The 24,318-nt window shown below is 69.0% G+C and carries 7 protein-coding genes; all 7 read right to left on the reverse strand.

Annotated elements, in window-relative coordinates:
* Positions 1-9: 9 nt before the first annotated feature.
* From BN973_RS10670 to BN973_RS32190, 7 genes are read right to left on the reverse strand one after another with little or no spacing between them, the layout of a single operon-like run.
* Positions 10-843, reverse strand: coding sequence for an ABC transporter permease (locus BN973_RS10670; protein WP_036467978.1), 834 nt, complete (start codon positions 841-843; stop codon positions 10-12).
* Positions 840-1,616 (reverse strand): ABC transporter permease, encoded by a 777-nt coding sequence (locus tag BN973_RS10675; RefSeq protein ID WP_139830284.1) that lies wholly within the window; start codon positions 1,614-1,616, stop codon positions 840-842. Before BN973_RS10675 ends, BN973_RS10670 begins: the two co-directional genes overlap by 4 nt.
* A 44-nt stretch (positions 1,617-1,660) precedes the next feature.
* A complete protein-coding gene (locus BN973_RS10680) occupies positions 1,661-2,650 on the reverse strand; it encodes an ATP-binding cassette domain-containing protein (protein WP_036467982.1) in 990 nt (329 codons plus the stop codon).
* A gap of 10 nt (positions 2,651-2,660) precedes the next feature.
* The gene (locus BN973_RS10685) at positions 2,661-7,055 is read right to left on the reverse strand and encodes a type I polyketide synthase (RefSeq protein WP_036467983.1); all 4,395 of its coding nucleotides are present in this window, start codon (positions 7,053-7,055) and stop codon (positions 2,661-2,663) included.
* Between the two features lie 2 nt (positions 7,056-7,057).
* Positions 7,058-12,415, reverse strand: coding sequence for a type I polyketide synthase (locus BN973_RS10690; RefSeq protein WP_036467984.1), 5,358 nt, complete (start codon positions 12,413-12,415; stop codon positions 7,058-7,060).
* Complete coding sequence (locus tag BN973_RS10695; RefSeq protein ID WP_036467986.1) at positions 12,415-18,903, reverse strand: type I polyketide synthase; 6,489 nt, start codon at positions 18,901-18,903, stop codon at positions 12,415-12,417. The genes BN973_RS10690 and BN973_RS10695 overlap by 1 nt, the downstream gene beginning before the upstream one ends.
* Positions 18,900-23,657, reverse strand: coding sequence for a type I polyketide synthase (locus tag BN973_RS32190; protein WP_036467988.1), 4,758 nt, complete (start codon positions 23,655-23,657; stop codon positions 18,900-18,902). The genes BN973_RS10695 and BN973_RS32190 overlap by 4 nt, the downstream gene beginning before the upstream one ends.
* Between the last annotated feature and the right edge of the window lie 661 nt (positions 23,658-24,318).

Here is a 24,318-nt window from a genome sequence, read left to right on the forward strand (position 1 = left end):
GACTTCCCCTTATCTGCGCGTGCTGGCCCGTCGATAACCCAAAAGCGTTGGTGCGATGCAGACCGCGGTGATGCCGGCGGCCCACAGCAGCGTCTCGATCATCGGCGACCGCACCGGGCCGCCCAGTGCCAGTGCGCGCATCGTGTCGATCGCACAGCTGATCGGCTGGTGCGTGACCACCGGCTGGATCCACTTGGGAAATTGGTCGACCGGCAGAAACCCGGTCGAGAACAGGATCGCGAGCAGATGCACGAGCGTAATCGACTCGAGGAGGAAGTTTTTCGACGCATACCAGGCGATCGTGGTGATCAGGGTCGCGAAGGCGAGTCCGAACAGCACCGGGATGCCCAGCCACACCAGGGTCGGGAGGATGCCCTGTTTGAAGCGGAAGCCCAGCACCATCCCCGCGGCCAGCACGACACCGGTCGTGATGATGATCCGGACCATCTCCGCGACGATCCGCGAACAGACGCCCGACGCACGGTGTACCGGCACCACCCACAGTCGGCGCAGCAGACCGTCGTCGCGCTCGACGATGAGGCCGATGGCACCGACCGCCGAACCGTTGACCGCGGCGGCGAGCACGTTCATCGGAACGGTGTTGAACAGCGCGTCGTACCCGGCGACCTGGGTAACCGCATGGCCCAGAACAATATTCATGGTGATCAAGAAGAGCACGGGCAACACCGTGACCATGATGATCGCGGTGATGTCGCGTGACCATTTGGTGAGAATGCGCCGGGCCTGCACCACGGTTTGCGGCACCAGCACCCGCAGCGAGTTCTCGTGCACGCCGGCCTTGGTGTCGATGCGCACGGTTTCCTCGTATACCAGAGTCATCATGCCCGCTTCGACAAGACGACGACCGATGCCGGGACCAGCAGTGCGGCCAACCCGCACAGCCACGCCAGCGTCGGCGCCAGCACGGACCAGGTCAACGACGTGTGAAACGGTGCGACATCGCCGGCCGCGGCGTGCAAGCTGTCGACCAGCGCAGAGATCGGCTGGTTGCGAACGAACGGCTGGACCCAGTGCGGGAACTGCTCGACCGGTTGAACACCGACGGACAGCAGTCCGAAGATCAACGGCGGCAACGTCAGCATGGGTGCCATCGCCTCGGGATTGCGGGATCCGGTGCCCAACAGGTCCGCGGCGAACGACAGCACCGCGCCGAACACGAGCACCAGCACGCAAAAGACGACGGTGTCCACCGCCGAGCCGCGAAAGCGAAACCCTATGGTGTAACCGCAGACCAGCGCTACCGTCAACGAAACCGCGCATCGGTACAGCGCGGCCGAGATGCGGGCGGCCACCGGGGTGAACGGTGGGATCGGCATGGACCGGAACCGGCGGTTGACGCCCTGCACCGAGTCGGTCGCCGCCCGAAACGCCGTCGACATGGCGGCAAATGTGATGGCCTCCAAGGCGATCAACGGCATCAGGTACTGCGCGTAGCTGCTGGCCACACCCCTGGTGACGTTGCCCATGATTTGATGCAACGGGATGTAGAAGCCGGCGGTGAACACCACCGAGACCGCGATCGTGATGGCGAGTTCACCATTGCGCACGGTGGGTGCGATGAAGCGGGCGGTGAGCACCCACCACTGGGCGCCCATTGAGGGGTCGGGCCGCGCCTGGGATCCCACGAAACCCGCGGCGGTCACCTGATCGCCTCGGCGATCGATTTGGCGGGATCCTTTGTCAACGACAGGAATACGTCGTCCAGCGACGGGCGCCGCAGCGCCACGTCGGCAACGGCGATATTCGCGGCGGCGAGCCGCCCCACGGCCTCGAGAAGCGTGTCGGCGCCGCCCGGCGCCGGCATCGCGATCCGGTCGGATTCGGTCGTCAGGGCGGCCCGGTTGTGCTCCGGCAACAGCGAGCCGAGGATCTGCGCGATCGCCGGCAGATCGTGCAGGTCCCGCGGAACGACCTCGAGGTAGCTGCCGCCCGTGCGTGCCTTGAGCTCGTCGGCCGTTCCCTCGGCGATGATCCGCCCGTGGTCGATGACGATGATCCGATCGGCCAGCGCGTCGGCTTCCTCGAGATACTGCGTGGTCAGCAGTGTCGCGATGCCGCGGCCCTTGAAATTGCCGACCAGGTCCCAAATGCCTTGCCTGCTACGGGGATCCAGGCCGGTGGTCGGCTCGTCCAGGAAGACCACCTGCGGCGGGACCACCAAGCCGCAGGCGATGTCGATCCGTCTGCGCATCCCGCCCGAGTAGGTTTTCACCCGCCGATCGGCGGCATAGACCAGATCGAATTCCTCGATGAGCTCCTTGGCGCGGCTGCGCGCGGCCGCCTTTTTCAACCCGTACAGGCGGCCGAACATGAAGAGGTTTTCCAGGCCGGTCAGGGTGTCGTCGATCGCGACCTGCTGTCCGGTGAGCATGATCGACCGGCGCACGCCGGCCGGCTCGGACACCACGTCATAGCCGGCAACCAGCGCGCGGCCCTCGTCCGGGCGGCTCAGGGTCGACAAGATGTCCACCAGCGTCGTCTTGCCCGCCCCGTTGGGCCCCAGCAGGCCGAGCACCTCACCGCGGCCGACTTCGAAGCTGATCTCATGCAAGGCCACGAAATCGCCGAAGGTCTTGCGCACCTTGTCGACGACGACAGCCTTGTCGAAGTCGCGCTGTGTGTTGCTCATCGAGTTCCCCTCAGTCGAACGACGACAGGTCCACCAGCGCCAGCTCCACGGGTTGCGAGCCCGTATCGGCGGCGTCGGGGATGGCGTCGACGGCCTCGGAGATCAGCGCCCGCAACGCGATCGGGAAGCGGTCGACGAGCGCTTGGGCCCGCTGCAGCGGAACGCGGCGCGCGTCGTACCACCAATCGAGATGCATCGCGCCCGAATGCCGGTACACCCGAAGTTCGATCGCGTGGCCCAGCCCCGGAATCGGGTCGCGCACCGGCAGCGCCGCGTCGGAATCGAACTGGACCGGCGCGTCCAGCGGCGGCGGCTCCGGGACGGTGCCGATGTAGCGCAGGTGGATATCCGAGGCGCCCGCGGCATCCAGCGTCCGCGCGGTGGGCGCATAGACGTAACGGAGCAGTCCGTATCCGACCCCGAAATGGGGCACGGATTTCAGGGTGTCGCGCACGCCGGACAGCAGCTCGGTCGCGTCCCCGGCCTTCGTGCAGCGCAGCGCTGCCGGAAAGATCGTGGTGAACCGGCCGATGGTTCTGCGCAGATCGACGTCCGGCCGCAGCACCGAACGTCCCACGCCTTCCAGGTCGACCGAAACCACGCCTTCGTCGACCGTTTGGGCGATCGTTCGGCTCAACGCCGCCAGCAGGACTTCGTCGATCGACACCCCGAGCCTGCGGCGGGCATCGTCGACTTCGGCCGTCTGGGCGACGTTCAGCGTCGACGGCAGCCGCAGCAGGTCCTCGGCACGCGGCCGGTCGGTGACGTCGGGATCGCCCATTCGCAGCGTCGCCGTGCGCAAGGTCTGCAGCCAGAAGTCGCGGGTGTCCACCACCGCCGGGTGTGTCGCCAGGGCGCCGGTCCGCAGCGACCAGTCGCGCCACCCGGCCGCGGTCGGGGGCAGCACGATCTGTTCACCGGCGAGGTGCTGGGACAAGGCGGTGAACAGATCGGTGAGCAGGATCTCGCGAGAGGTGATGTCCGCGATCATCTCGTGGGCGGACAAAACCAGGTAGGAACCGGCCGCGCCGCCGGCGATATGGGTCGCGGTGAACAGCGCGGTCAGGTCGTCCTGGGCCACCAGTTCGGCCACCATGTCCAGTACCGCGGCGCGTTCGTCCGCCACGTCGTCGGGCAGCGTTCGCGACGCCAGGTGGGCGAATTCCCCTGTCGCGGCGATGTGTTGCTCCCAGGTGCCCGCCCGTTCGACCAGCTCGAGCCGCAACGCGTCGTGGTGGTTGGCCAGCGCGGTGAGCACCGCGCGGACGTCCTCGATCGTGACGCTGGGGGCGAGTGAGAAGATCAGCGGTACCCGCCAGCGACCGGGCTGCTGCACACCGTGTTCGAGGAAGCCGGCGATGTTGCCGGGCACCGGTGCGTACGCGTCGGCGTCCGGTGGTGTCGTCAGCCCGGCCCCGGTGAACTCGGCGTCCAGCGCCGCGGCCAGGCTGGCCAGGGTCGGGTGTTCGTAAAGATGCTGCGGGGTGACCACCAACCCGGAGTTGTTGGCACTCGTCGAGATGCCGATCGCGATCAGCGAATCTCCGCCGAGATCAAAGAAATTCGCGTTCCGGTCCAGTGAGGTGACGCCCAGGCACTGCATCCAGATGCGGTGCAGTGTCGCCTCGGTGGCCGATTGACCGTTGACCGGCGCGGCCGCAACGGCGGCGCCGTTGGTGGCCGAACCGTCGATCTCCGCCGGTGCGTCCGTCCACGCGACGGGTTTGGGGTCGACCCAATGCCGTTCGCGCGCAAAGGGATAACCGGGCAGGCTGACGATGCTGCGCACCGATCCGGTGAGCGGCGACCAGTCCACGGCCACGTCGGCCGCCCACAACTGGCCGAGGCCGAGCAGGAACGCGTCCCGGTCATCGGTGTTTTGCACGGGGTGGCGCATCAGCCGCACGGCGCGGTGCCGGCTCGACCACTTGGGGTGGCGGATCGCCGACCCGGTCAGGCTGCCGCCCGGGCCCATTTCGACCAGGACCCGGTCCGGTTCGGTCAGTAGCGCGTCCAACTCGTCGGCGAACCTGATCGTCGCGCTGATCTGGCGCGCCCACCCGGCCGGGTCGGTGGCCTGCTCGTCGGTCATCCAGGTTCCGGTCAGGTTGCTCAGCAGCGGCGTGTTCGGGCGGCGAAGTTCGACGCCGGAGAGGAATTCGCCGAACTGCGCCGCCATGGGATCCATTGCACTGGAATGGAATGCGTGGGTCGCGCGGACCCGTCGAGCGTTGATCCCGTTTTGGCGAAGGCGCTGGGTGAACGCGCGAATCTGGTCGTTGGGCCCGGCGACGACGCAGTTGCCGGGATCGTTGACCGCGGACAGGTCGACCCCGGGGGTGAGGTACTGGGCGATGTCGTCGGGACCCAGAGCCACCGCGACCATCGAGCCCGGCGGGGACTCATGCATCAGACGGGCGCGCAGGGCCACCGTCTTGATCGCCGTCTCGAGGTCGAACACTCCGGCCAGCGTGGCCGCGATGTACTCGCCGGTGCTGTACCCGATGTACGCGCCGGCGCGCACGCCGTACGTGTCGACCAACTTCGCCAGGGCGTATTCCACCGTGAACAACGCGGGCTGGGAACGGTCGATTCGTTCCAGATCCGTTGTGGCATCCCCGAATATCTCGGCACGCAGATCGATGCCCATCGCGTCGTTGAATCCCGCGACGCAGGTGTCGAAGTGCTCGGCGAAAACGGGCTCGCTGTCGTAGAGTCCCCGGGCCATGCCGACGTGCTGGGCGCCCTGTCCGGGAAACATGAAAACGACTCGGGCGTACGATGATTCGTCGGCATCCCCGTGCGTCACGGATTCCCCGACGAAGACATTGTCGTGTTCGGACGCCTGCAGTACCTTCGCGGCGTGCTCGCGGTCGTGAACCACGGCCGCCATCGCGATGCCATGCTTGCGGCGACCGGAGAGCGTGAAAGCGGCATCCGGCAGGTCGGGCCCGTCCGGGCCGGCCAGCGTCGCGGCCAGGGCGGCACGCGCTTGGTCAAGCGCCGCCGGCGTTCGGGCGGACAGCAGCAGCACCTGCGGACGGTCGGGCTTGGCGACCGCTTCGACCGGCGGCGCCTCTTCCAGCACGACGTGCACGTTGGTGCCGCCCACGCCGAACGAACTGACACCGGCCCTGCGCACGCCGTCGGATTCCCAGGCGCCGTATTCGCTTTGCACAACGAACGGAGTCTCGTCGAGATGCAGTTCCGGGTTGGGACTGGTGAAGTGCAGCGTCGCGGGAATCGCCCGGTGCTTCAGGCACAGAATCGCCTTGATCAGGCTCACCACGCCGGCTGCCACCTCGAGGTGGCCGATGTTCGACTTGACCGACCCGATGACACACGGACCGGGTCGTGGTGTGTCGGACACGGCGAACGCGGCTTTGAGGCCCTGGACTTCGATCGGATCGCCCAGCGCCGTGCCGGTTCCGTGCGTCTCGACGTAACTCACCGTCGCGGCGTCGATGCCGGACACCGCGTGCGCTTCGGCGATCACATCGGCCTGCGCGGCCGGATTCGGGGCCGCGTAACCCATCTTCATGGATCCGTCGTTGTTGATCGCCGACCCGCGGATCACGGCGTGAATCCGGTCCCCGGCGTCGAGGGCCGCCTGCAACGGCTTGAGCACGACGATCCCGACGCCGCTGCCGAACACCGTGCCGTCGGCTCGCACGTCGAAGGGCCGGCAGTGACCGGCCGCCGACACCATCGCGCCCGGCGAGTTCCAGTAGCCGACCCGATGCGGGATGGCCAGCGACGATCCGCCGGCCAGTGCCATGTCGCATTCGCCGGACAGCAGGCTCTGGCAGGCCAGATGAATCGCGACCAGCGACGACGAACACGCGGTCTGGACCGAGATGCTCGGCCCGCGCAGGTCGAATTGATGCGAAACCCGGGTTGCCAGAAAGTCCTTGTCGTTCTGCAGGAACAGGTTGAATTGCTCGAAGTCCAGGCCCGTAGCCATGAAGGCGCCGCCGCCATGGTGCGACGACAGGTTGTGCATCAGATAGCCGCTGGGGGAGCTGGTGCCGTAGACGCCGATCGAGCCGTCGAACCGGGCGGGGTCGCAGCCGGCGTCCTCGAACGCGTGCCACGCGCACTGCAGGAACAATCGGTGCTGCGGATCCAGCTTGCGGGCGAGCTGCGGTGGGAACCCGAAGAACTCGGCGTCGAACTCGTCGAACCCGTCGATCAGCGGCGCGCGCCGCACGTAGCCGGGATTGGCCAGCACCTCGTCGCCGACGCCGGCGGCCCGCAGGTCGTCCTCGGACAGCGTGGTGATCGACTCTTCACCGCGCCGCAGGTTGTCCCAGAAATCCGAGATGTTGTTGGCGCCCGGGAACCTACCGGCCATGCCGACCACCGCGATGGCGTTGTCCGGCAAAGCCTCTGGGGTCGTGCTCATTGCTAGCGTCCTCGCTTCCGCCGCTGTGCGGCTTGTTGGCGCGCCGCCGCGCGCTGCTGTGCCCGGTCGCGGACGGCACCCTGCTGCTGGTGTGCTTGCGCGTCACCGGTTAGCCCGAGCTGACGCAGCAGCTCGGCCGTGAGATCGTTGAGCGTCGCGCCCTGTAGCAGCAATGCCACCGGCGGCTCGGCACCGAAATCCGCTCGCGCGGAGTTGCGGATACGCACCGCCATAAGGGAATCCATGCCCAGCTCGACCAGTGGCAGGTCCGCGTCGACGGCCGAGGGTTCCGCGTAGCCCATCACCGCCGCGATGCGTGCGTGCAGCCTTTCGGCAATCGCCGCTCGCGCCTGGTCGGGATCGAGACCGGCCAGCGCCTCGGGTCCGGCCCAGTTGCCGCCGTCACCGGCGGCCTCGAGTTCGTCGACCACGCTGGTGAAGTAGCCGAGGTTGCGAATCTCGGGGAAGGCGATCAGGGCCCGGTCGGGCCGCAGCCGGGCGACGCCGGTGTGGCAGCGACCGGCGGCCAGCAAGGGCTCCAGCGCCGCGACGCCCTCGGCGGGGGTAATGGGATCCAGCGGCCCACCGGTCAACGAGCGGGCCAGCCCGACCTCGGCCCACGGTCCCCAATTGATCACCGCCGCAGGCAGACCGGCTGCCCGGCGCCAATCGATCAGGGCGTCCAGCCAGGCGCTGGCGCAGGCGTACGAGGCCTGGCCCGGACCGCCCAGCAGCGACGAGGTGGAGGAAAACCCGAGCCACCAGTCCAATTCGCATCCGGCGCTGGCTTCATGCATCCGCAGGGCGCCGATGACCTTCGGTGCCCAGACGCGCTGCACGCTGTCCTTGGTCATCGAGAACACCAGGCTGTCGTCGAGCACCGCGGCCGCGTGCAGGATGCCGCGCAGACTCGACTCGCCGGCGGCCGCCACCAACTTCTCGGCCACCCCGTCGACCGCGAGATCGCCTGACACCACCAAGATCTCGGTCTTGCGCTCGAGTTCGGCCAGCACCGCGCGTTGTTCTTCGGAGGGCTCGCTGCGGCCGCCCAGGACGATGCGGCCCGCGCCACTGTCCGCCAGCCAGCGGGCGAACACCAAGCCGAGACCGCCCAGGCCGCCGGTGATGATGTACGACGCACCGGAGCGGACCACGTCGGCGCGGGTGGGTTCGCCGAGGGTCGCACGGGACAGCCGCTCGACGTAACGCTGCCCGCCCCGCCAGGCGATCATGTCCTCGATCGAGCCGTCCGCCACGGATTCGAGCTCGGCGTTCAGCGCGCCGACCGGATCGTGGCCGACGTCGAGATCGACCAGCGTGCTGCGCAATTCCGGGTGCTCGTAGGCCAGCACGCGCACAAGACCTTTCAGTGCGCCGATCCCCGGCTGGCCGGCTTCGTCACCGACGGGCAGGCCGCCGCACGACACCAGCCACAGCCGCGGGGGTTGGCCATGCCAGCCGCCGATGATCGTGCGCACGACGGTCGAAACCGACCAGACCGCTTCCCGCGCCTGGGCGATGCCGGCGGCGCTCACGTTCGGGTTGGGTGCGACGAACACGACCACACCGACGGGCGGGCGGTCGGGATCGGCCGCGGAGTCGGCGAACGCGGCGAGCACGGCGGACTCGTCGTGCAGGTCGGCGGTGACCACCCGGTGTGCCGGTGAGCGCCATCCGGCGACGAACCGGTCGGCCTCGGCGCTGTTCCCATCGGTGAGCACCAGCCAACTGCCCGGGGTGTCCGACGGCCCGGCGCCGACCGGGCGGGGCACCCAGGCGGTGTCGAAGATCTTCTGGGACAAGGGAAGTGGCACGCTGCGCCGTTCCACGCGGCGCACGTAGATGTCGTTGATCTCCGCCGTGACGGTCCCGGTGTCGTCGGTGAGCACGATTCTGCCGAGCTTTCCCGCGCCGCCTTCGTCCAGCCCGGACAGCTGGGCCCGGCACCGGGCCCGCCGGCCGGGGTCGCCGTACACCCGCACCGACTCGAACGACACCGGCAGATAGCTGGCTTCGGCCGAGCCGGCGAGTTCGTCGTCGGGTATCGCGGCGGCCAAACTCTGCAGCGCCGCGTCGAGCATGACCGGGTGCAGCCGGAAGTCGGGATGCCACGGCGACTCGTCGGGAAGAACGATCTCGGTTTCGACGGCGCCGCCGGGCAGTCGGTGGATCGCGGTCAAGGCGGCGAACGCGGGACCGTGGAACTGGCCGGCCGCGCGTAGTGCGGCGTACACCTGCGCCGGATTGATCGCCGTTTCGCCGCCGCCGGGTGCGGGCGGTTCGGGGGAGGCCTCCGGCGTGCGTACCTCTGCCCTGGCCGTGGCGTGCCGGGTCCAGTCGTTACCCGCTGAGCGGGAATAGATTTCGATCCGGATCTTGTCGTCGGCGCCGCGCATCAACCGGGTGGTCAACTGGGTGTGGTCGTTGAGGGTGAGCATCTGCTCGACCTCGACCTGGTTGAGCGACACCGCCCGGGCCGGCACGCCCAACGCCTCACTTGCCGCGGCCAAGGCGATTTCGGTGAACCCGGCACCGGGCATGACCGCCTGCCCGAACACCTTGTGGTCGGCGAGCCAGGGGGACACGGCGGTGCCGACATCGGCTTGCCAGACGTGGTCGCGGCTGGACGGAACCTCGATGTGCACGCCGAGCAGCGGGTGGGTGGCAACGGAGTTCGACACCGCCGAGCGGTCGTCGATCCAGTAGTGGGTGTGTTCCCAGGGTGCTACCGGAATGTCGGCCAGCCGGCCGTCGGTGGCCGCGGCGTTGCCCACCGCCGCGAGCTGCGCATGGAAGGCAACGGTGTCGTCGGTGTCGCGTTGCAGGGTGCCGAGAGTGTGGGCGTTGGCCTCGCCCAGGGTGTCGTTGATCGAATGAGTCAGCAGCGGGTGCGGACTGATCTCGATGAAGGTGTGATGGTCGGCGGCCGCGGTGCTGACGGCCTGGTGGAAACGCACCGGGTTGCGCAGGTTGGCCGCCCAGTAGTCGGCGTCCAGCAGCGGTGCCGGACCCTCCATCGTGGTGATGATCATCGGAATGGTCGGCGGCTTGGGCGCCAAATCGGCCAGCGCCGAACGCAATTGCGGCAATATCGGATCGATGATCGGGTGATGGGAGGCCACGTCGACCTCGATGCGCCGGGCCAGCAGGTTACGGGCACCCACCGCCGCGACGACCGCGTCCACCTGGTCGGGCGGGCCCGCGATCACCGACTGGCCCGGTGCGGCGTGCACGGCCAGCGTGACGTCCGGGTACTCGGCGATCAGCGCTTCGACGCCCGCCGCGTCGAGTTCGAGCAGGGCCATCGCGCCCCGGCCGGACAACTGCGCCATCAGCTTTGAGCGGGTGGCGATCACCCGTAACCCCTCCGCGGGGGTCAGCGCACCGGACACCACCGCCGCCGACACCTCACCCATCGAGTGCCCGATCACCGCGTCCGGTTCGACGCCGTAGTGGCGCCACAGCGCGGTCAGCGCCAGCTGGATGGCCACCAGCAGCGGCTGGATCTTGTCGATGCCGGTGACCGGGCTGCCCTCGGCTAGCGTCTGCCGCAGCGAAAAGCCGGTCTGTGCAACGAATTCGGGCTCCAGGTCGGCAACGGCCGTGGCGAAAGCGGGTTCGTCGGCCAACAGCCGACGGCCCATGCCGGCCCACTGCGCGCCCTGACCGGAGTAGACGAAGACCGTGCCGGATCCGGGCCCGGACTCGGCGCCGGCCACCACACCCGGGGCCGGCGTGCCGGAGGCCAATGCCCGCAGTCCCGCCACCGTGGCGGCGTGGTCGCGCGCGACGACGGCGCCCACCCAATTGTGCCTGGCCCGGCGATGATTCACGGTGTGCGCGACGTCGGCGAGTGGTATCGCGGCACCCGGTCCGGCGATCCAGTCGGCCAGTGCCGCGGCCGTCGCCGCCAGCCGTTGCGGTGACTTGCCCGACACGAGCAACGTGGACACCGCCGGCTCGATCGAGGGTGGCGCCGCGGGCGCGGGCGGCTGCTCGACCACCACGTGCGCGTTCGTTCCGCTCAGCCCGAACGACGACACCGCGGCCCGGCGGACGCCGCCGGTGGGCCACGCCGTGGGTTCGGTCGGCACGAACAGCCGCGTCCCGGACGGGTCGATAGCCGGGTTCCACCGGTTGAAGTGCAGGTTGCGCGGAATGTAACCGCGATTCACCGCAAGGATCGCCTTGATGAATCCGGTGACGCCGGCCGAGGCCTCCAGATGCCCGATGTTGGTCTTGACCGAGCCCAGCGCGCAGCGGCCATCGCCGCCGCCGTACGTGGCCGCCAGCGCCTCGAACTCGATCGGATCGCCCAAAATTGTTCCGGTGCCGTGCGTTTCGACGTAATTCACGCTGTCCGCCGTCACGTCGGCCATCCGTAGCGCGGCGTTGATCACGTCGCGCTGCGCGGCCGCGTTCGGCGCGGTCATGCCGTTGGACCGGCCGTCGGAGTTGATCGCCGAACCGCGGACCACGCCGAGCACCCGGTCGCCGTCGCGCACGGCGTCGGCCAGCCGCTTGAGCACCACCACGCCGCAGCCCTCGCCGCGCACGAACCCGTCGGCCAGCGCGTCGAAGGTCTTGCACCGCCCGGTCGGCGACAGGGCCGACCACTTGGACAACGCGATGCTGGTGAACGGCGACAGCGACAGGTGCACCCCGCCGGCGAGTGCGACGTCGCTTTCCCGCAGCCGCAGGTTCTGGCACGCCAGGTGGATGGCCACCAGCGACGACGAGCACGCGGTGTCGACGGCCACGGCCGGACCGCGCAGCCCCAACAGGTACGAGATGCGACCCACCGCGGCACTGTGCGGGTTGCCGGTGCTCATGTAGGCGTCGATCTCGGTGTTGCGCTCGAGGTTGAGGATTGTGTAATCCCACGCCGACACGCCCATGATCGCGGCGGTTCGGCTGCCGCTCAACGAATCCGGCGGCAGCCCGGCGTGTTCGAGGGCTTCCCAGGCGACCTCGAGCAGGATGCGCTGCTGCGGGTCCATCGCGACGGCTTCGCGGGGGGTGATACCGAAGAAGTCCGCGTCGAATCCGGCGACGTCGTCGAGGAAGCCGCCCCACTTCGTCGTCATCCGCCCCGGCGCCTGCGGATCGGGATCGTAGAAGGCGTCCCCGTCCCACCGGTCGGCCGGAACCTCGCCGACGGCGTCGCGGCCGTCGACGAGTAGCTGCCAAAAGTCCTCGGGCCCAGCCACCTTCCCGGGCAACCGGCAACCGATCCCGACGACCGCTATCGGCTCGGCGACATCGGTGGGAAATGCCGTGCCCGCGCGGACCAGCTCACGCGCGAGCACCTCGCGCGCCTTGGGTGACATCTGTGCCGCGCGTTCGGCAAGACTCGTCATTACTCGCCGCCCCCCGTGGCTGTTTCGAGCTCGCTGGCCGCAACGAGGTCGGCCAACAAGTCCATTTCCTCATCGGAGAGCTCTGTTTCGGCCTCGACCGCCGGTTCGGCGGCGGCCACCGTGTCATAGCCCAGGCGTTCGCACATGGCACCGGCCAGATCGTGGATCGTCGGGTAGGCCCAGACTAGGGCGGCCGGCAACGTGGTGCCCAGGCTGGCCTCCAGCCGGTTGCGCAGCTCGAGGGCCATCAGCGAGTCCAGGCCGAGCGATTCCATCGGCCGGTCGTGAGCGATCGGCTCGGTCGAGCGCAGCACCGCACGGATCTGATCGGCGATCGCGGCCGCCAGCCGATCCGGACGCTCGGCGGGGTCGCTGGCATCCAACTCGGCGCGGATCGCGCCGCCGCCGCGGCGCTCCAGCTTCGTCGCGTCGTGCAGCTTCGCGAACAGCGACGAACCACCCGCGGCGGGGAAGGATTGGAACCACTGCCGGGCATCGAGGTGGATGACGCCGGTGCGGGCGCGATCGGCCGACAGCAGCCGCTGCATGGCGTCCAACCCCTCGTCGACCGTGATCAGCGAGACGCCGAGATCGGCGAAGAACTGGGCGCGGCCCACCTCGGCCCATGGGCCCCAGTTGATTCCGACCGCGGGCAAGCCGCGCGAGCGCCGATAGGCGACCAGCCCGTCGACCCACGAGTTGGCGGCGGCGTAGGCGCCCTGCCCGGGCGTACCCAGCAGGGAGGACGCCGAGGAGAAGGTGAGCCACCAATCGACGTCCAGTCCGGCGGTGGCCTGGTGCAGCCGCCAGCTGCCGGTGACCTTCGGGGTGAACACCCGCCGCGCGGCCGCATCCGAGATGTTCAGCACGATCTCGTCGTCGAGAACCATGGCGCTGTGCAGGACTCCGGCCACCCGGAAGCCGGCATCGTGGACCGCCTGCACCAGCCGGTCGGCGATGCCGGGTTCGGCGATGTCGCCGGTGACGATCTCGACCCGGGTTCCGGCGGCGCTCATTTCCGCTATCGCCGCGGTGACGTCATCGCCGGGCGCCGAACGCCCGTTCAGCACAACCAATCCCGCGCCCTGGGTCGCCAGCCACCGCGCCACGACGAAGCCGAGACCCCCCATGCCACCCACGATGATGTAGCCGCCGTCCTTGCGGACCAACGGTTGCGGGGTAGCGGCGATCGCGTCGATGCTGCCGGTGCTCGGGATCGTGACGGCGATCTTGCCGGTGTGGCGTCCGGATGCCATCAGCGCGAACGCGTCGGCCGCGTTCTCGAGGGTGAACGTGGTGACGGGAAGCACTTGCAGGGTGCCGTCCGCGACGTGCCGCAGGATTTCGGTGAGCATCGCGCGGTACCGCGCCGGCTGCAGCTTGAGATTCAGGTCGAGGTCGACGACGGAGAAGGAGGCGCTCTTGGTCAGTGCGGCCAAGCCTAGGGTGGCATTGGCGTAGACGTCCTTCTTGCCCAGTTCGATGAATCGGCCGCCGGGTGCCAGGATCTGCACCCCGCGCTGAATCGCTTCGTCGGGAAGCGAATTGAGGATGACGTCCACGCCGTAGCCGTCGGTGAGCTCCAGGATCTCGTCGGCGAAATCCACGGTGCGCGAATTGCCGACGTACTCGACGCCGAGCCCGGCGAGCGTCTCGCGTTTGGCATCCGAACCGGCCGTGGTGTAGATCCGGGCGCCGATCATCTTCGCGATCGCCATCGCCGCCACACCCACACCGCCGGTGGCGGAATGGATCAGCACCCGTTCGCCGGGGGCCAGCCGCCCGACCTCGACCAGCGAATGCCAGGCCGTCAGATACGCGATGCCGAACGCCGCCGCCTCGGGATCCGGCAGCGTGTCCGGGATCGGGGTGCACAGATCGGCCAACGTCGTCAGGTGCGAACCGAACGTGCCCGGGCCGATGGCGATCACGCGCTGCCCGACTGCGACGGAGTCGACATTGCTGCCGACGGCGGTGACCACGCCGGCGCACTCGCCGCCGACGATGGGCGGGGCGCCGTCGAGGGTGGGGTAGATACCCATCGCCTTGAGCACGTCACTGAAGTTGAGGCCGGCCGCGGCGATGCGGACCTCTACCTCGTCGGCCTTCGGCGCAATCCGTTGCACCGCATGCAATCTCAGCGCGTCCAGGCGTCCGGGCTCGTCGATCTGCAGCCGTACCGCGCCGCCGGTGTCCAGGTTCACTTTCGTGCGGCGGGTCTCGCCGACCAGCTCACCCTTGGCCGTGGTGGCGGCCGGCAGCAGCCTGTTCAGGTAGCGATGCCCGTCGCGCAACGCGACCTCGTCGGCGTCGGAGCCGGCGAGCAACTCACTCGTCAGCGCGGCGACCGAGCCGGCGCCGTCGCCCTCGACGTCGACGATCGTGGTCTTCAGCTCGGGGTGCTCGAAGGTCAGTACCCGCGCGATGCCGCGAAGTTGCGTCTGTGCCAACGTGATTGCCTCGCCCGCGTCGACTTGCTGGGCGCCGCGGGTCACGATCCAGAGCCGCGGGCTGTTGCGGGCGCCCATCCGCGTCACGGTCTTGGCGATGTCCGCGATCAGCAGCGTGCGGGCCAGCGCCAGGTCCAGTTGAGCCGCCTCGGGCCGCGATTCGTCGGCGGCGTGCGGCGGGCACAGCACGACGATGCCGTCCCAGGAGTTTCGGGTGATCGCCGCGCGCAGCGTCGCGGCGTCGGTGGGGGAGACCACGTCGACTTCGGCGACGCTGTCGCTCAGCGCGGACTGCAGCGCGGGGAGCAGCGGATCGTTCGCGTCGGCCGCGCCGATCAGCAGCAATCCGCCGAGATCGGCGGCCGCCTTGTCCAGTGGCGCGGGCTCCCACTCCAAGGCGAGCAGATGATCGTGCGCGGCACCGCTTGCCGACCCGAGCACCGCCATCTCGACTTCGTCGATCACCAGCAGCGGCCGGCCGTCGGCGTCGGTCAGCTCGACGTGGCCGAGCAACCGATCCGGACTGTCGGTGGCGGCCAGTGAGCCGGTCGAACACACGCCGTCGGCGATGTCGCCGTAGACGTGGACACCCGCGAAACGGATTGGCAGCACCAGGGTTTGCCGGGCGTTCTGTCCTCCGGCCAGCTCCGTCGCGGCCCGGGTGGCGCCGAGTACCTGCACCGCGATATCCATCATCACCGGGTGCAGCACGAAGTTGCGGGATCCGGCCCTGGCCGAGGAGGGGAGCCGCACCTGCGCGCGAGCGGCACCCGACGATGCCACGGCCAGCCCGGTGATCCCGCGGAACGCCGGTCCGTGCTGTTGCCCGGCGGCGCGCAGCCGCGCGTACAGCTCGTCGGGGTTGATCTCGGCCGCAACATCATTCGCGTCGATGCCGGCACCGGCCGGCGGGCTGTCGGTCTCGCGCGCAACGGTAGCGCTGGCGTGCTTGACCCATCCTGACGATGCGCTGTGGGTGCGCATTTCGATCTGGCACGTCTGCTCGTTGCCGGTCAGCGTCGTGACAAGCACCGTGTCGCCGGTCACCTGCAGCATCTGATGCAGGCGCAGCTCCCGGATCATCCACGGCCGGTCGGCGGAATCCGACCCGGTGAACGCATCGCTCGCGGCCGCCAGCGCGACGTCGGCGTAGGCGGCACCCGGCAGCACGCACAGCTCGTCGATCACGTGATCGCCGAGCCACAACAGGTCGGGGCGCAGCTCGCACTCCCACACCCGAGTGCCGTTGGTGGGGTCGGTGACGCCAAAGCCCAGCAGCGGGTGGGTATTCGGCGCGTGATGCGCGGTGGCGCCGGGGGAGATCCAGTGCCGGCCGTGCTGCCAGGGGGTGGTCGGCAGTACGGTCTGGCGTCCGCAGGTGTGCGGGGTCTCCGGCGGGCGGGCGGTGTGGGCCGCGTTGAGGTTGGTGTGGAAGGTCAGCGTGTCGTGCGCATCGCGCTGCAGGGTGCCGATGCTCCGATACCCGTCACCGCCTGCCGCGGCGAGCGTTTCGGTGATGGCGTGGGTCAGCAAGGGATGCCCGCTGATCTCGATGAAGGTGTGATGCGCGGCGCCGGCGGCGCTGATCGCCTGCTGGAAGCGCACCGGGTTGCGCATGTTGGTGGCCCAGTGCTCGGCATCGAATGTGGTTGGGCGATCCAGGTTTTCGTAGGTGGTCGAGATGATCGGAATGGTCGGCGTCCGTGGGCGCAGACCGGCCAGCTCGGCACGCATCGCCGGCTGCAGCGCGTCCATGGCCGGATTGTGCGGTGCCACTTCGATGTTGACCTTGCTGGCGAACTGGCCCCGCGCGCGCACCTGCGCGATCAACTCCTCGATCTGCCCGGTGGGTCCCGAGATGACCGTCTGGCGGGGTGAGGCATAGATCCCCAGGGTGACTTGCGGATAGTCCGCGATCAGCTGCTCGGTGGCGGCGGCGTCGAGTTCGAGCATGGCCATGGTGCCCTGACCCGACAACGGGGCCATCAGCCGCGACCGGGTCGCGGTCACCCGCAGCCCCTCGGCGGGCGTCAGCGCGCCGCAGACCACCGCGGCGGCCACTTCTCCCATCGAGTGGCCGATCACCAGATCCGGCGTGATCCCGTAGGAGCGCCACAACGCGGTCAGCGCCAGCTGCATCCCGATCAGGCCGAGCTGGATCCGCTCGATCCCGACCAGTTCGGTGCCGCCGGCGATCACGTCGTGCAGCGAAAAGCCGGCCTGTTCAACGAAAACCGGCTCCAGGTCGGCCAGAGCCGCGGCGAATGCGGGCTCGTCGGCCAGCAGCCGGCGCCCCATCCCGGCCCACTGCGATCCGCGGCCGGAGTAGACGAATACGGTGCCCGGTCCGACCGGGGTGTCCGAACAGCCGATCAGACCGGGGGCGGTCTGGCCGGCGGCCAACGCGCGCAATCCCGCCACCGCCTGGTCGCGGTCCACGGCGGCCACCGTGGCGAACTTCGGATGCCGGGCCCGGTGATGGTTGAGGGTGTGCGCCACGTCGGCCAGCGGCACCGACGCACCCGGGCCGTCCATCCAGTCGGCGAGCACCGACGCCGTCGCCGCCACCCGCTGCGCCGACTTGCCGGACACCACCAGCGTCGACACCGCCGGCTGCGGGCCCGGCTGCGGCTCGGGTGCCGAAGACGGCGCCTGCTCGATCACCACATGCGCGTTCGTCCCGCTCACCCCGAACGACGACACCCCGGCCCGGCGCGGCTGCCCGGTCGACGGCCATTCCATGTTTTCGGTCGCGATCTTCAGCTGCGAAGCACCTTGGCCGGCAAGGGGAGTTAGCTCGGTGAAGTTCAGGTTCTTCGGGATGCGGCCATGCCCGACCGCCAGCACGGTCTTCATGAACCCGGCGATCCCGGCCGCCGCTTCCAGGTGGCCGAGGTTGGTCTTCACGGCTCCGAGCACCAGCGGCGAGCGACCCGCTCGATCGCCGAAAACCGTGCTCAGCGAGTCGAGTTCGATCGGGTCGCCCAGCGGGGTGCCGGTTCCGTGTGCCTCGATGTAGTCGATGTCGGCCGGCGTCAGCTTGGCCACCTGCAGCGCCTGGCGAAGCAACGCCTGCTGTGCCGGGCCGTTGGGCACCGTCACCCCGCTGCTGGCGCCGTCCTGGTTGACCGCCGACCCGCGGATCACGGCCAGAATCCGGTTGCCGTCCCGCTGCGCGTCGGACAACCGCTTGAGCACCACCACCCCGGCGCCTTCGCTGCGCACATAGCCGTTGGCGCCGGCGTCGAAGGTCTTGCACTGACCTTCCGGCGACAGCATCCCCCACCGCGAGCAGGCGATGCTGGCCACCGGGCTCAGCAGCAGGTTGGTCCCACCGACCAGCGCGGTATCGCTCTCCCGCCAGCGCAGGCTTTGGCAGGCCAGATGAATGGTCACCAGCGACGAGGAGCACGCGGTGTCCAGCACGACCGCGGGACCGCGGGCGCCGAGCAGGTAGGCGGTGCGCCCCGCGGCGAAGTTCGCCGAATTCCCGGTCAACAGGTAGGCGTCCAGCTCGTCGGGTCGCACCGCGCCCGACATCTTCAGCATGTAGTCGTAGGCGGTGACCCCGACGAACACCCCGGTCTGGGTGCCCTGCAGCGTGTGCGGCGGAATCCCGGCGTTTTCCAACGCTTCCCACGCCACTTCGATGAACAGCCGCTGCTGCGGGTCCATCGCGGCCGCCTCGCGCGGCGGGATGGCGAAGAACTCCGCGTCGAATTCGTCCGGCTGCCAGGTGGACAGGAAACCGCCCTCGCGGTTGCAGATGGTGCCGGGGACGGTGTGGTCCTCGGTGAAGAGGGCATCGGCGTCCCACCGTTCCGGTGGAACACCGACGATGCCACTTCGCCCCTCGCACAACAAGTCCCAGAACTGGTCGGGGTTCTCGATTCCGCCGGGCAACCGGCAGCCCATGCCGACGACGGCAATCGGTTCGGTGCTCGCCTGTTCGGCGATTTCCAGCCGCGCGGTCAGATCATCGATTTTGTGCAGCGCTTCGGTGATGATCGCCCGGCGGTCCGGCGTGGCGGCGGTCATCGAGAGCCTCGTAGCCTTTCGGAAAGTTCTGCCAGCAACTCGTCCTCGTCCAGCTCGTCGTAGGCGTCGGCGACGGCTTCGCCCGCCGTTTCGAGCTCGGGTAGCGCGCTGGCCAGATAGTCGGTCAGGCTGTGGACGGTCGGGTAATCGAAGACCACGGAGACCGGCAGCGGCTCACCGAGATCGTCGGACAGCGCGCGGCGCAGCATCGCGCTCATCAGCGAGTCCATCCCGAGTTGGAAGAACCCGGTCGACGGGTCCAGAGCCTCGGTCGGCGGCAGCCCCATCGCCGTGGCGGCCAGCTTGCCGACCCGGTCGAACAGCATGGTGTGGCGGCGCTCCGGAGCGCAGGCGCGCAACGAAATGCGGAACTCGGTTTCACCGGTATCGCCCGGCGCCGGCAGCAGGTCGTCGACCATGCGCAGCGCGCCACGGGCCCGGTAGGCGTCCGCCAGCAGCGGCCAATCCGCTTCCACCACAACGGAATGCACGCCAGCGCTGGGGCTCATCAGGTACGGCAGCGCGCCGATCGCAACCTCGTCGTCCATCGGCAGCAATCCGGAGCCGACACTGACCTGACTGGCCTCGTCGGTGTCGGCCAACGACTTCCACAGCCCCCAGTTGACGGTGGTCGCCGGCAGTCCCATGACATGGCGGCCGTACGCCAGCGCGTCGAGATACCCACTGGTGGCGGCGTAGTGGCCGAGCCAGCGGGAACCGGTCAGCCCGGAGATCGAGGAGAACAAGACGAAGTGGCGCAACGAGGTCGTCGTCAACGACAGCCGATGCAGCAGCGCGGCGGCGTCGAGTTTGGGTGCGAACATCGCCCGCACGTCGTCGTCGGTCATCTCGCTGAGCAACACGGGCTGGCCGGCAAACGCCGCCAGGTAGATGCCCTGCAACGGCGGCAGGTCGCTGTCGAAACGGTCGAACAGTGCGCTCATCGCGGCTTCGTCGGTGGCGTCGGCGGCCACCGTGACGAGGTTCGTGCCCTCCGCGGCAAGGGTTTCCGTCAGCGCTTGCAGGCGCAGGCCCGGATTGCGGGACACCGCGACGATGGTTTTGGCGCCCATCCGGGCGAGCTGGCGGATCAGGTGCGGACCGATGTTCCCGGTAGCCCCGATCACCAGCTGGGCGGCGTCGGCGTCCAGGGTGACCGGCGATTCGGTTGGCAGCGTTCGCCGTTGCAGCCGGGCCACGTGGCGCGCGCCGCGCCGGTAGACGACCTGGTCCTCGCCGTCGGTGCTGCCGACTTCCTCGAGCAGCCGCCGGGCCACCACCGCCGCCGGCACCGACGCGTCGAAATCGAGGATGCCACCCCAAATTTCGGGGTGCTCCAGGGCGACGGTGCGGCCGAGACCCCAGAGCACTCCGTGCGTGGGATTGGCGCGATCGCCGTCGAAGACGGGTTGGGCGTTACGGGTGACCAGGACCAGCTTCTCCGAGGAGTCGCCGGCGGCCAGCACCGCGACGAGCCGGCGCACCTGGTCGAACAGCCCATAGGCCAGTCCGACGTCGAACGAATCGTCGGCGACCGGCGGCGCGTACAACACGTGGTCGACTTCGCCCAGCGCCTCCGCCAATTCCACCGGGTCGGCGTCGGCGGCCACCGTTTCCGCGGCCAGCTGGGTCGCGAGGTCCGCATCGCCGATCACCAGCCAGCGTCCGCGATCGGCGGAGGCCGCGAGCTCGGGGGCGGCCAACGCGATGGCCCGCCACGACACCTGATACGAGTAGTCGTCGAGCCGGTTGCCCGCCGCACCGGGCAGTGCAGATCCATTGCGGTGCAATGATTCCGGCGATTGCCAGGCGACGGGTGCGGCGTCGATCCAGTGCCGGGTGTGGTGCCACGGCGTGGTGGGGATCTGAACATGCGGCTCGGGCGGGTGCGGTGTCTGAGGCGGATGGGTGCTGCGCACGGTGTTCAGGCTGGTGCGGAAGCTGATCGTGTCGTCGGTGTTGCGTTGCAAGCTCCCGACGCTGACGTACCTGCTTCCGTGCTGGGCGCTGTGCAAGGTCTCGCTGATCGCCTGGGTCAGCAGCGGGTGCCCGCTGATTTCGATGAAGGTGTGGTAGGGCCCGCCGGCCGGGCTGCCGGCATGAGCGATGGCCTGCTGGAAGCGCACCGGGTTGCGCATGTTGGTGGCCCAGTGCTCGGCGTCGAAGGCCGGACGGGTGTCGAAATCTGCGTAGGTGGTGGAGATGATCGGAATCGTCGGAGTCTGCGGAGCCAGGTCGGCCAGCTCCGCGCGCATCGCCGGCTGCAGCGCATCCATCGCTGGATTGTGCGGCGCCACTTCGATATTGACCCGGCTGGCGAAGCGGTTCTGCCCGCGCAGCCGGGCGATCAACTTGTCGATCTGATCGGTCGGGCCGGAAATCACGGTCTGGCTGGGCGAGTTGTAGATCCCGAGCGTCACCTGCGGGTACTCGAGGATCAACGCCTCGGTGGCGGCCGCGTCGAGGCCGAGCAGAGCCATCCCGCCCTGTCCCGACAACGGGGCCATCAGCCGCGAGCGGGTCGCGGTCACCCGCAGCCCCTCGGCGGGCGTCAGCGCTCCGGCCACCACCGCGGCGGCCACCTCGCCCATCGAGTGACCGATCACCGCGTCGGGTTCCACGCCGTGGGAGCGCCACAGCGCGGTCAGCGTCAACTGCATGGCGATCAGGCCGAGCTGGATCTGCTCGATGCCGACCAGTTCCTTGCCGCCCGCCAGCACGTCGTGCAGCGAGAATCCGGCCTGCTCGACGAACACCGGCTCCAACTCCGCGACCGCCGCGGCGAACGCGGGCTCGTCGGCCAGCAATTGGCGACCCATTCCGGCCCACTGCGATCCGCGGCCCGAATACACGAACACCGTGCCCGGTCGCGCTTCGTCGCTTTCCTGCGGACCCACCACGCCGGGTGCGGGCCGGCCCGCGGCCAGAGCGCGCAGCCCGGCCACCGCTTGGGCGCGGTCGCGGGCAACCACGGTGCCGAACTTGGACTGCCGGGCCCGGTGATGGTTGAGCGTGTGAGCCACATCGGCCAGGGCCACATCGGCCCCGGCGCCGTCCATCCACTCGGCCAGCGCCGACGCCGTCGCGGCCACCCGTCGCGGTGTCTTACCGGCAACCACCAAGGTCGAGATGCTCGGTTCGGAGCTGCGCGCCGGTGCCGGCGCCACCTCCTGACCCTGCTCGAGTACGACGTGCGCGTTGGTACCGCCGAACCCGAACGACGACACCCCGGCCCGGCGCGGATGGTCCGTCTGGGGCCAATCCATCTGTGTGTCAACGACCTTCATGCGCAGATCGGTGAACGGGATATGCGGGTTGGGGCTCTCGAAGCGCTGGTTCGGCGGAATCCGGCCGTGCTGCAGCGCCATGACGGCCTTGATGAAGCCGGCGATCCCGGCCGCCGCCTCGGTGTGGCCGATGTTCGTCTTCACCGCGCCGATCAGCAGGGGGGAGTCTTCCGACCGTCCGCGACCCAGCACCGTGCCCAGCGCGCGCGCTTCGATCGGATCTCCCAATAGTGTTCCGGTGCCGTGAGTTTCGACATAGTCGACTTCGTTCGGCTGCATCCCGGCATTGGTGTAGGCGGCGCGCAACACCGCCATCTGGGCCGCGGGGTTGGGAGCCATCAGCCCGTTGGAGCGCCCGTCCTGATTGACGGCCGAGCCGCAGATCACCGCAAGCACCCGGTCGCCGTCGCGTTGCGCGTCCGTCAGCCGCTTGAGCACGACCACCCCGGCGCCTTCGCCGCGCACGAACCCGTCCGCCGCGGCGTCGAACGCCCGGCACCTGCCGGTCGGCGACAGCGCGCCGGCCTGGTCGAAACCGCGAAACACTGTGGGGGACAACAACACGTTGACCCCGGCCGCGATCGCCAGGTGGGAATCCTGAGTGCGCAGGCTTTGGCAGGCCAGGTGGATGGCCACCAGCGACGACGAGCATGCGGTGTCGACGGATACCGACGGGCCGCGCAGGTCGAGGAAGTACGAGAGCCGGTTGGCGATGATGCTCATCGCGCCGCCGGTGTTGTTCCACGCGTCGACCCGGGGCAGATCGCCCAGCGTGATGGCACCGTATTCGCTCGAGCATGCCCCCGCGAACACCCCGGTCTGCGTGCGGCTCAGCGAACTCGGGGAGATGCCGGCATGCTCCAAAGCCTCCCAGGCGACCTCCAGCAGCAGCCGCTGCTGTGGGTCCATCTTGTTCGCTTCGTGCGGGGTGATCTCGAAGAATTCGGCATCGAAAGCGTCGATGTCGGGCAGGAACGACCCCCACCGGGTGGTGCGGGCCAGCGCCGCCGCCACCTCGGGTGAGCCGTTGTCGAACGGCTGCCAGCGTTCGGGCGGCACCTCGGAGATCGTGCAACCGCGATCGCAGAGGAACTGCCACAAGGCTTCGGGTCCCGAGATGTCACCGGGGAAGCGGCATCCCATCCCGATCACGGCGATCGGTTCGTCGAGCGAATTGGGCGCCGGGCGCTTTTGGGCGGCGTCCGCGTCGGCGTCGGGTACGGGCGCGGTCAGGTGCGCGGCCAGCGCATTGATCGTCGGGTGCTCCCAGAAGTCGATCGGGGACACCTTCCGGCCCAGCAACTCCGAGAGTTCACCGGAAAGCACGACTACCTCGCGAGAGCTGACGCCGTGGTCGGCAAGTGACAGTTCGGGGTCGACCTCGTCCGGTGTGCGGCCGATATTCGTCACCAAATAGTCGACCAGCCAGTGACGAAGGTCTGCTTCGCGCCGGATGCTGGACGTCATGCCGCCACACGCCCGCCGAGCGAGCCGCATCGCACAGGCCGGATGAACGTGACTGCCGCCGCATCGAGCTGTCGCTCGGCCCGCTCGTGCAGCAAAGCAGGGATGGACGAGTCGGTCACCGGAGTCGCTTCACCTTCCATGTCGCTGCGGGTGCTATCTACACGCACCCTGCATGCCGCTCCGTTCAGCAGCGCTCGCGGCCCCCTCACGGGGCGCCCCCGGTGACACGGCAGCTGCTGGCCGAAACGTCGGCGCGTAGGAGCTGGACGGCCTCGGCACGACGATCGTCCACCCCGACCATCCGTCTCTTTAAGCAAGGTAAGCAATCTTTCATGGGGAAGTGAGGGGAATGGCGAAATCCACAGATTTTGGGGAGGTCCGGTCTCGCCCTATTTTGCGTGCGTCTACTATAGTGCCAGCCGTCCACGTTACTGCAGCTCAGCCAGGGTATCCAGGGTGTGGCTGGTGGGGCAGAGGTGACGATTGGTAAGCGGAGTGAGATGAATCTCACCTGCTGACGGGGTCTGCGGTTTGCCGTGTTCTGGCACCTGCGCACCATTTCACCGGCAAAGATTCAAACCGTCCCGGGACGACCCGGACCCGACCGGCGCGAATGCGCGCAGTGGGCGATCGGGGCGGGGCGACCACCCGATGCGGGCTC

It is taken from the genome of Mycobacterium triplex (assembly GCF_000689255.1).
Classification (GTDB): domain Bacteria; phylum Actinomycetota; class Actinomycetes; order Mycobacteriales; family Mycobacteriaceae; genus Mycobacterium; species Mycobacterium triplex.